Genomic DNA, 9,878 nt, shown 5'->3' on the forward strand with positions numbered 1-9,878 from the left:
GGGTGCCTTCGCTTGGGTACTTTTTAAAACGGCGCGTGGCTTTAGAAGCTGCGCGCCGTTTTTTTTATGGTGCGGGATGGGATCGGACACCAAAATGGATGTTTTCGGGACGCCTTCTCCTGCCGGAGAGGTTTCCTTTGTTTCTGTCTTTGTGGGCCCGGCCGGATTGACGGTACCCTGCGCTTTTCGTCTTTCCCGCGCAGGCGGGAATCCATGTATGAAGAGCCGTATCATCCTCATTTTTATAATGAAGTACCGGGTGGATGCCTAGGGTGCGCCGTGCGCACCGTCAGGCGTATCGTAAACCGGAAACACCGCATTTTGAAATAAGACGCGTGGTCATCGTGAACTTGCGAGGCCGATGGGCATCTCTACGGTAGAAGGTGCGGGAGCCGCACCCTACGCGGTGATGAAAAGACGTGACGTGTTGGCATTTGAATCTTTCTGTCATTTGCCTCGAAACCGATCTGGCGAAGGCAAGCTGAATGGTTACAATTACATTTTGAATTTTTGAAACGACTAAAAATATGACTGCAAAGAACTGTAATTATCAATTGTTCCTTGGTTCTGATTGTTTTCTTATGAAATATCCGGGCTATAATGGCAACCAATTGACCCGTTGAGTAAAGAGTGGTACTGGTCAATAGAAGGAAAGAGGCGCGTTGAGTTATCATTGATAGTATTGAAAAAAAGGATGGTATGGGAAAAAGGATGGCCTCGCAAAACGTCGAGCGGGGAACATCGACACAGAGCCTCGTGTGGCGACCTTGTTCCGGATCCATCATCACGATCGGTATGACGCCGATGCGCCTTTAACCCGGAGTCACAGGAAACGACTATGAAAGTTGGTATTATCGGCCTGCCCCAGAGCGGCAAGATGACCCTTTTTGAGATATTGACGGGCAACCCGAGAAAAGAGGGGCACCCCATCACCAAAGCCACCCCCGGATCGGCAGATATTCTCGATACCCGGTTCGATGCCCTGGTGTCGATGTATGGACCTGAAAAAGAGGCTCGGGCTCGAGTCGACCTCATGCTTCTGCCTAAAATGGAACAGGAGAACATCGCCAAGGGGGATGTTTTTCGCGATATCGCGGATGTGGACGCCATCTGTCACGTGGTCAGAGCCTTTGAAGATGAGTCCGTGTATCATGTCGACGGCTCTGTGGATGCCCTGCGGGATATTGATATGGTGAACGCAGAGCTGCTTATCCATGATCAGATCTTTGTGGAAAAACGGATTGAGCGCCTTGAGAAAGCCCTTAAAAAAATTAAGGACGAGACGCAGCAGAAAGAGCTGGAGTTCATGCGCCGCATGCTGGCTCATCTGGAGACCGAGAGTCCCTTGCGCCTGATGACCATTGATGCCGATGAAGAGTCCCTGATTCGAAGTTACCCCTTTATCACCCGAAAAGAGATGGTTCTGGCCCTTAACATCGGGGAGGACGATATCGGTGAAAATCATATCACCGACGCGGTGACGGAGCGATGCGAAAATCAGCGCATGAAAGCGATGCAGGTCTCTGCCAAGGTTGAGTCTGAAATTTCCATGCTCGATACCGATGAAGAGAAATCAGAGTTCATGGAGGACCTTGGCATTACTGAAATGGCGTTGGAAATTCTGACCCGTCTCTGCCTCGAAGCCTTGGGTCTGGTTTCGTTTTTTACCGTGGGCACAGATGAAGTGCGCCAGTGGCTGGTGCGACAAAACTCCCCGGCTCCTGTGGCTGCGGGTGTGATTCACTCCGATCTCCAGCGGGGATTTATTCGGGCTGAGGTGATGAAATACGAGGACCTCATGGAGCACGGCAGCGAAGCGGCCCTTAAAAAAGTCGGTAAAATGTATCTTAACGGCAAAGACTATATTGTAGAAGATGGGGATCTCTTGAATATTCGATTTAAGGTGTGAAGGTAAGCCGTTTTTGTCTTTCGGAGATTTCTGCCGGAAGGTGCCTCTCCGGCCCGGCTGAATCGACCGAGGTTCTCTTCTGAATGAAAGTCAATCCACTCTTTTTGAAGAAGATCGTTCCAGGCGAACTCCTGTGGTCATCGCCATGGGGTGCCCCCCAGGAGTGAAGACATCTCTTTTTCCCCTTTTGACAGTTTAGTAATTGGTGTATGTTCAATAGTTATGGATTGTTGACGTGAAGTGATTGAAAGAAACCTTCAGACAAGGAGCCAAGCATGAAGCTGGTGACATGGTTGAAGAACGGGAATGACGCATCCCTGGGGGCGCTCACCGGAGACGACGAGATTGTGGACCTGAAGGCCGCGGCCGTCCTTTTTGAAAAAGCAAACGAACCCTTTGAGAACATGCTCTCCCTGATTGATTCCGGAGAGGCCGCCCTGGATGCGGCCCGTCATTTAATGCTGCGGGTGAGTGAAGAGGGGGAAAAGAGTCTGTGCACCCCCATGGACTCCGCCTCCCTTCTGGCACCACTGCCGGTTCCCGAATCGGTAAGGGACGCCATGGCCTTTGAAGATCACATCATCAATTGCATCCGGGTTCTGGGCTTGAAAAAGCTGGGGCGCCTGGATGAAATGATTGAGAAAAAGTGGGGGCGAAAAGTGACCCTTGCCCGGTTTATCAACCGAGCCTGGTACAAGCGTCCCCTTTACTACAAAAGCAATCGATTTTCCGTGGTGGGGCCGGGAGCAGAGATTCCCATCCCCTCCTATTGCCGCTGTTTCGATTATGAACTGGAGCTGGGGATTGTGACGGCGAAAACCGGGACCAATATCCGGGCCGACAAGGCAGCAGAACATATTTTCGGATATACCCTGTTTAATGATTTTTCCGCACGGGATGAACAGATGCAGGAAATGAAGGGGCGTTTGGGGCCGGCCAAGGGAAAAGACTTTAACCACGGCAACGCCATGGGGCCGGTGCTGGTGACCCGGGATGAAATTCCAGATGTGCGCAGCCTCGCCCTGACCGCCCGTGTCAACGGCGAGGTGTGGTCCAGCGGTTCCATGGCAGATATGCACTGGAGCTTTGAAGAGATTATTGAGGCGATCTCCCGGGATGAAACTCTGTATCCGGGAGAGTTTATCGGCTCGGGCACCTGCTCCGGCAAGGATTGTAAAGGGTGCGGCCTTGAACAGGGGCGCTTTCTCTCGACCGGAGATCAGGTGGAGCTCTTCGCCGAAGGAATAGGCACCCTGCAGAACAGAGTGATTTGATGGCGGGTGCCAGATTCGTCGAGATGTGTTGATCCGGAATCTGGTGCCGCATGATAAGGCCCCGCGGTTTCCCTCTTGACACCCATCCCGTAATATTGAATAAATCCAATCGTCGTGCCTTGATTGACGCGGTATTCTGCACTATCTTTCGTCCTGAATGTGGCACAATGGCGACTGTGAAAGGTGATGAGGATGGCACCTTGCTGTTAATATTGATCTGATTTGCAATGTGGATATTGAATAATAAGGAGAAACTATGGATTCCGCGAAAACCTTTTCAAAGCGGTCATTTTTATGGATTTTTTTGGTCATGGCGCTTTTGACCCTTGTCGTGGATGTGGCCATTTATTTCGGTGCCAACGTGGCGGCCATGAAAGCCGTTCATGATGCCGCAGACCCCGACGCCATGAAGGCCTTCTCCTTCATCTTTAATAATTTTTCATCGGTGGTGGTTCCCGTCTCTGTGGGGGTGGCCTTTTTCTTTACCCTGATCCTCTGGATGATTATTCGGGGGGTTTATGTCAAAGCTGGCGTTCCGGAGGTGACTCCTGCCGCCCAGGAGACCGAGCCTGCCGTGGACCCGGAAGTCGAGAAACGAAACACCCGAAGAACCTTTCTTCATCTTGTTTCTGCGCTTCAAAAAGAGGGGCGCCTGATCGATTTCTTCAATGAGGACCTCTCCCTTTACAGTGACGATCAGATTGGCGCCGCCGTGCGCGGGATCCACGAAAGCTGCGTGAAAACCCTCGAAAAATATGTCTCCTGTGGCCCTGTGGTTGACACCCCTGAAGGCGAGACCATCACCATTCCCGCCGGCTTTAACCCCGAAGAGATTCGCCTGACCGGCAATGTCTCCGGGGAACCCCCCTTCACCGGCATCGTCCGCCATAAGGGCTGGAAAGCCACCCAAACGGAAGTCCCCATCCTCTCCGAAGCGTCCAACCCTGACGTGCTGGCTCCGGCTGAGGTGGAGCTGGGATAAGGGAAAAGACCTCCGGCGGCCCGAGGGGGATCCTTTGGGCTGCCCGAGGCTTGTTTTTTTCGGGCGTTGACCTTCAGAAGGCAGTTTTTTTCAGCTTTTTTTCTGTGCCTCTGTGGCCAGCCAGATCTTAGATGGCAGCTTTTATCCGAAGATGGAGCAAATTATGAGTTCGTATATTGTCGGTATTGACCTGGGCACCACGAACAGCGTGGTGGCCTATACCGAGAAGCCAGCAGACGGGGCCACGGAGGCCTCGGATATTCGTCTTTTCCGTATTCCGCAGCTCGTGGATGCCGGGGTGGTGGAGAAGCGCGAGATGCTCCCCTCCTTTATCTTTTTGCCCGAGGCCCATGATGTGGGGCGTGGGGCAACGGCCTTGCCCTGGGATGCCGAACCCTCGGCCGTGGTGGGGGAGTTTGCCCGCAAGCGCGGCGGGGAATTGCCCCAGCGTCTGATCGCCTCTGCCAAGAGCTGGTTGTGCAATACCATGGTGGATCGAAAGGCGGAGAATCTGCCGTGGAAAGGGCCGGATGAGGTCTCCAAGATGTCTGCGGTGACGGCCTCGGCAGCTATTTTACGCCACATGCGTGACGCCTGGAACCATGAGATGGCAGGCGATGATTCGGGAAAGCGCTTAGAGAATCAAGACATTTACCTCACCGTTCCCGCCTCCTTTGACGCGGTGGCGCGTGAGCTCACCGTTCAGGCCGCGGCCATGGCCGGTCTCATCCATGTGACCCTTCTTGAAGAGCCCCAGGCCGCCCTCTATGCATGGATTGAATCCATGGGGGATGACTGGCGGACCAAGGTGAAGAAGGGCGAGACGCTCCTGGTGTGTGATATCGGCGGGGGGACCAGTGACTTCAGCCTGATCGGGATCTCCGAAGAGAACGGGGAACTGTCCCTGGAGCGTATCGCCGTCGGCGATCATCTCCTGGTGGGTGGGGACAACATGGACCTGGCCCTGGCCTGGCATGTGAAGTCCAAGATGGATGCCAAAGGGCAGAAATTGGATGATTGGCAGATGCGTGGACTCGGTCACTCCATCCGAAGCGTCAAGGAAAAAATCCTCTCAGGGGGTACCCAGGGGCCAGAGTCTGTGACGATTCTGGGGCGTGGGTCCGGTCTCATCGGAGGCACCTTGAAGAGCGAGGTGGACGAAGGCGAGGTGGCTCAGGTGATTTTGGAAGGCTTTTTGCCCCTGTGCTCCGTTGGGGACCGACCGGTTCGAAAGCGCCGAAGCGGTCTGCGTGAGGTGGGCCTGGTCTACGAGCAGGATCCATCCATTTCCCGGCATATGGCGTGGTTTCTGGCCCGGCAGGGGGGGGATGGCTGGCAGAATGCCTGCATTCCCGACGCGGTGCTCTTTAACGGCGGCATTATGAAGTCTGCGGCTGTCCGGGACCGTCTCCTGGGCGTGGTGGATTATTTTCGGGAAGAGGTGGGTGGTGAGACCCCGGTCCGGGAAGTGGCCTCAGGAGATTTCGATCTCTCCGTGGCCCGGGGCGCGGCGTATTACGGGCTGGCCCGTCTGGGCAAGGGGATTCGTATACGTGGCGGCCTTTCCCGCTCTTACTATATCTCTGTGGAAGCGGCCATGCCGGCCATTCCGGGCATGCCTGCTCCGATGAAGGCCCTTTGTGTGGCCCCCATGGGCATGGAGGAGGGCACGGAAAAACGGGTGGCTTCCGAAGCCTTTGTTCTCTACGTAGGGGAACCGGTGGCCTTTGATATTATGGCTTCTTCGTCAAGGCGCGGGGATGAGCCCGGGGATGTGGTCGAGACCTGGAGCGAAGGCGAGATGGACGCTCTCACCTCCATCGAGACCACCCTGGAAGGGGAGTGGGGCACCGCCATTCCCGTTCAGTTTGAGATCCGGGTGACGGAGATTGGGACCCTGGAGTTCTGGTGTGTCGCCACAGAGGGCGATCAGCGATGGAAACTTGAATTTAACGTACGCGAGAGGGATGATGCGGGATACTGAAGCACTGCGATACATCATCGGGATCGATCTGGGGACCACCAACTCAGCGATCTCTTACGTGGATCTTGAACACCCGGAGACAGCCAAGGGACGCAAGAATATTCAGATCTTTCGCGTGCCCCAGCTCACCCGTGAGGGGGAGGTGTCGCCCATGTCGGTGCTGCCCTCCTTTCTCTATATTCCCGGAACCTACGACATCCCCGATGAGTCGGTGATCCAGCCGTGGAACCCCATGGAGAAGCGGTTCGCCGGAATTTTTGCCCGAGAGCACGGAAGCAAAGTCCCGTCGCGTCTGGTGGTCTCGGCCAAGAGCTGGTTGTGCCACGACAAGGCCGATCGCAAGGCGAAAATTCTGCCCTGGGGGTCTGGCGCCGATGTGGCCAAGGTCTCCCCTGTGGAGGCCACGGCCTTCTACTTGGAACACCTCAGGAAGGCCTGGAACAAAGAGATGGCCGGGGACGACGAGGCCGGCTTCCTGGAAAATCAGTTTGTGGTGATCACGGTGCCTGCCTCCTTTGACGAGGTGGCCCGAGACCTGACTGTGGAGGCCGCTGCCCTGGCAGGTTTCAAAAATGTGACCCTCCTGGAAGAACCCCTGGCCGCCTTCTACAGCTGGCTGATTCGTTACGAGAAGAGCTGGGAAGAGCAGGTAAAACCCGGAGAGCTGATTCTCGTCTGTGACGTCGGGGGCGGCACCACGGACTTTACCCTCATCACCCTCCGCGAGAGCGAGGGAACGCCCCGTTTTGAACGCCTGGCCGTGGGCGATCACCTTATTCTCGGCGGGGACAACATCGACCTGGCCCTGGCGCGAAAAGCCGAATCTCTGTTTAAAGGCAACGCGCCCGCTCTCTCCGCCGACAAGTGGAAGACCCTTTGCCATCTCGCCCGCAAAGCCAAGGAGAAAATCCTGGGGGATGGCAAGGACTCCGAACGCATCATCATGCCCGGCTCCGGAAGCAGCCTGATTGGAGGCACCCTCTCGGCCACCCTGACAAAGGAGATGGTGGAAGAGATCGTCCTGGACGGTTTTTTCCCCGAGGTGACCAAGGAGGAGGCCCGGGAAAAATCACGCCGCAAGGGGATCAGCGAATTCGGCCTCCCTTATGAGCAGGAACCGGCCATTACCCGGCATATCGGGTGGTTTCTCGAAAATCACAGAGAGGCTGTGGCCGCTCTTCTGGGGACCGATCACGCCCCCGATCACATTCTTTTTAACGGCGGGTCCCTTAAACCCACCCTCATCCGTCGTAAGATCAAGGGGGCCGTCCGGCACTGGTTCAACGAGCCCGATGCCTCTTATCCAAAGGAAATGGACAACCCCGATCCGGACCTGGCCGTGGCTCTGGGTGCGTCATATTACGGGCTGGCTAAGATCGGCAAAGCCGTGCGCGTGGGAAGCGGCAGTCCGCGAAGTTATTATCTCGGCGTGGGGTCCACCAACGGGGACGAGAAGAAGGCGGTCTGCATCGTGGAACGCGGTCTCGATGAAGGGGAGAGCGTGGAGCTGACCGAGAAAAAATTTACCGTCATCGCCAACCGTCCCGCAGAATTTCCTGTCTACAGCTCCAGCTTTCGGTCCGGTGATCGGGCCGGGGCCGTCATCCCCATTGATGACAGCCTGACCGAGCTGCCTCCCCTGGCCTCGGTGATCAAGTACGGAAAAAAAGGCAACGAAGAGTCCATCCCTGTTCACCTGAAAGCGGAATACACCGAGGTGGGAACCCTCGTCATCGGATGCCGGTCCCTGATCAGCGATCACCTCTGGCGATTGAATTTTCAGCTGAGACGAGACGTTGATCCCATGGCCGTTGCCGAAGGGGAGGTGTTGGATGAAACCCTGACCCAGGCGGCCCGAGCGGTGGTACAAAAGACATTTCGGGGCGAAAAGACAGGTCTCTCCGGGGTGGTGAAGACCCTCTCCTCGACCGTGGATATTCACAAGAACAAGTGGCCTCTCTCCTTTATCCGGGATCTCTCCGATACCTTGCTGGACGAGCAAAAAGCCGGTGAACGCGCCGCAGAGTTTGAAGCCCGGTGGCTCAACCTCACCGGGTATTGTTTGCGCCCCGGCAGCGGCCATGGCCTGGATGAGCAGCGCATGAAGAAGGTCTGGAAGCTCTTTCGAAATGGCCCCGCCTTTGACAACAACAATCAGGTACGCAGTGAGTGGTGGATCCTCTGGCGACGCCTCGCCGCCGGCTTGAACCCCGGCCAGCAGCGCCAGTTTTTCCAGGAGGTTTCGCCCCTGGTCTTTCCGGTTCGGGGCAACGGCGTCAAGATGACCCCCCAGGAGCAGGTGGAACTCTGGATGGCCCTGGCCAACATGGAACGCCTCATCACCAAAGACAAGGTGCGCCTGGGCAATCAACTTGTGAAAAGCCTTTCCCCGAAAAAGTCACCTTCCCAGGTGGTCTGGGCGCTCTCCCGCATCGGTCAGCGCGAGCCCCTGTATGGCTCCGTGGATCGCGTGGTGGCCCCCAAAGACGCCTGGCCCTGGATTCAAAAATTATTAACCGGATCATGGCACGACCCCAAGGCTGTCATCAACGCCCTGGTCATCCTGGGCCGTAAAACCGGCGATCGCATGCGCGATCTCGACGACGAACAACGTGAAAAGGTTCTCTCCCGTGCCAAAGACCTCGGCGGCGGAAAGAAAACGCTGAAACCCCTGTCTGAGGTGGTGGCCATCTCCTCTGGCGATGAAAAAGTGATCTACGGCGAATCCTTGCCCACGGGCATCGTCCTGCACGAATAGGAAAAAAAGAAAGCCTCCGGCGGCAAGGGGGCGAAGCCACTTAGGCAAAATTCCTTGGGAGCGGGTTTGCGAATGCGACGGGGGTGATGTGCGACGCGGTGCACCCAGTAAAAATACGTCGAAGTTACCGTGAACATAAGGTTAAAACAAACGGGCTGTGGATGATCGGGAAAATCATCCACGGCCCGTTTTGCGTTCAGGGGGAAAGGGTGGGATGAATATCCTTGTCCCCTGGAGCGCCGCACTCCGGTGCGGCATTGACGCGATACCGGTGGAAGGCAGTCGCTTCTTGGGATGCGAGAACGGATGTGAAGTAAGTTTTGGTTTTTAAAGAGGTTCGGGTCGGGGCCAAGCCCCCAGCAAATTGCTTTGGCGCTCCGGCACCCCTAAGTGACGCATTACCGAAGGCGTCCGGGCCACAAGGGTAGGGTGCGCTTGCGCACCGCGGATTAACCGCACTGCTCCAAAAAACCCATCCTGACTGCAAAGGCGTTCTTGGTTCTTGGTGCCTTGTTCTTCGTTCAAGGAATCGCTGCGCTCAATCTGTTATAAAAAAGCCGTGAGCTGGTGGAAGACAGAGACGCAAACGTAAATACTACAAAATTGAGGGCTTATGGACTCGGCCTTACTTGGTAACGCATTCCCGACAATCTCCGGGCTGCAACGGTAGGGTGTGCTTGCGCACCGCGGGTAACCGCAACAGCCAAGAAAACCTATGCCCGCATCTCCCCCACGCCGCCCAGAAATAGCAAAAGCTGCTGGTTTTACGTGCAAATGGTGCGCAAGCACACCCTACGTGTTGTCGCGTGGCAGGATGTTTTCGCTATTCCGGCAGGCTGAAGTAGCTTGGGCTGAATATTCCTTTTTAAAGGCGTTCGGGTACTTTTAACTGCCACATTCCCGACAATCTCCGGGCTGCAAGGGTAGGGTGTGCTTGCGCACCGCGGGTAACCGCAACAGCCAAGAAAACC

Annotated in this window: 5 protein-coding genes; all 5 read left to right on the forward strand. The window is 55.8% G+C overall.

The genetic code is table 11. The features are described 5' to 3' along the window. Positions 1-838 precede the first annotated feature (838 nt). The 5 genes from Q1Q75_RS21675 (at position 839) to Q1Q75_RS21695 (ending at position 8,907) form a co-directional block, all read left to right on the forward strand. A complete protein-coding gene (locus Q1Q75_RS21675; RefSeq protein ID WP_300675145.1) occupies positions 839-1,909 on the forward strand; it encodes a DUF933 domain-containing protein in 1,071 nt (356 codons plus the stop codon). A 275-nt stretch (positions 1,910-2,184) separates the two neighbouring features. After that, complete coding sequence (locus Q1Q75_RS21680; RefSeq protein ID WP_300675147.1) at positions 2,185-3,183, forward strand: fumarylacetoacetate hydrolase family protein; 999 nt, start codon at positions 2,185-2,187, stop codon at positions 3,181-3,183. A 256-nt stretch (positions 3,184-3,439) separates the two neighbouring features. Beyond that, complete coding sequence (locus Q1Q75_RS21685) at positions 3,440-4,165, forward strand: DUF2760 domain-containing protein (protein ID WP_300675149.1); 726 nt, start codon at positions 3,440-3,442, stop codon at positions 4,163-4,165. Positions 4,166-4,328: 163 nt separating this feature from the next. Continuing rightward, positions 4,329-6,149 carry an Hsp70 family protein gene (locus Q1Q75_RS21690; RefSeq protein ID WP_300675151.1) on the forward strand — a complete coding sequence of 607 codons (1,821 nt, stop codon included), beginning with the start codon at positions 4,329-4,331 and terminating at the stop codon, positions 6,147-6,149. Continuing rightward, positions 6,076-8,907, forward strand: a complete 2,832-nt coding sequence (locus tag Q1Q75_RS21695) for an Hsp70 family protein (protein ID WP_366945284.1) — start codon at positions 6,076-6,078, stop codon at positions 8,905-8,907. The genes Q1Q75_RS21690 and Q1Q75_RS21695 overlap by 74 nt, the downstream gene beginning before the upstream one ends. Positions 8,908-9,878 lie beyond the last annotated feature (971 nt).

The sequence above is a fragment of the Desulfoluna sp. genome (assembly GCF_030145185.1).
Taxonomy (GTDB): domain Bacteria; phylum Desulfobacterota; class Desulfobacteria; order Desulfobacterales; family Desulfolunaceae; genus Desulfoluna.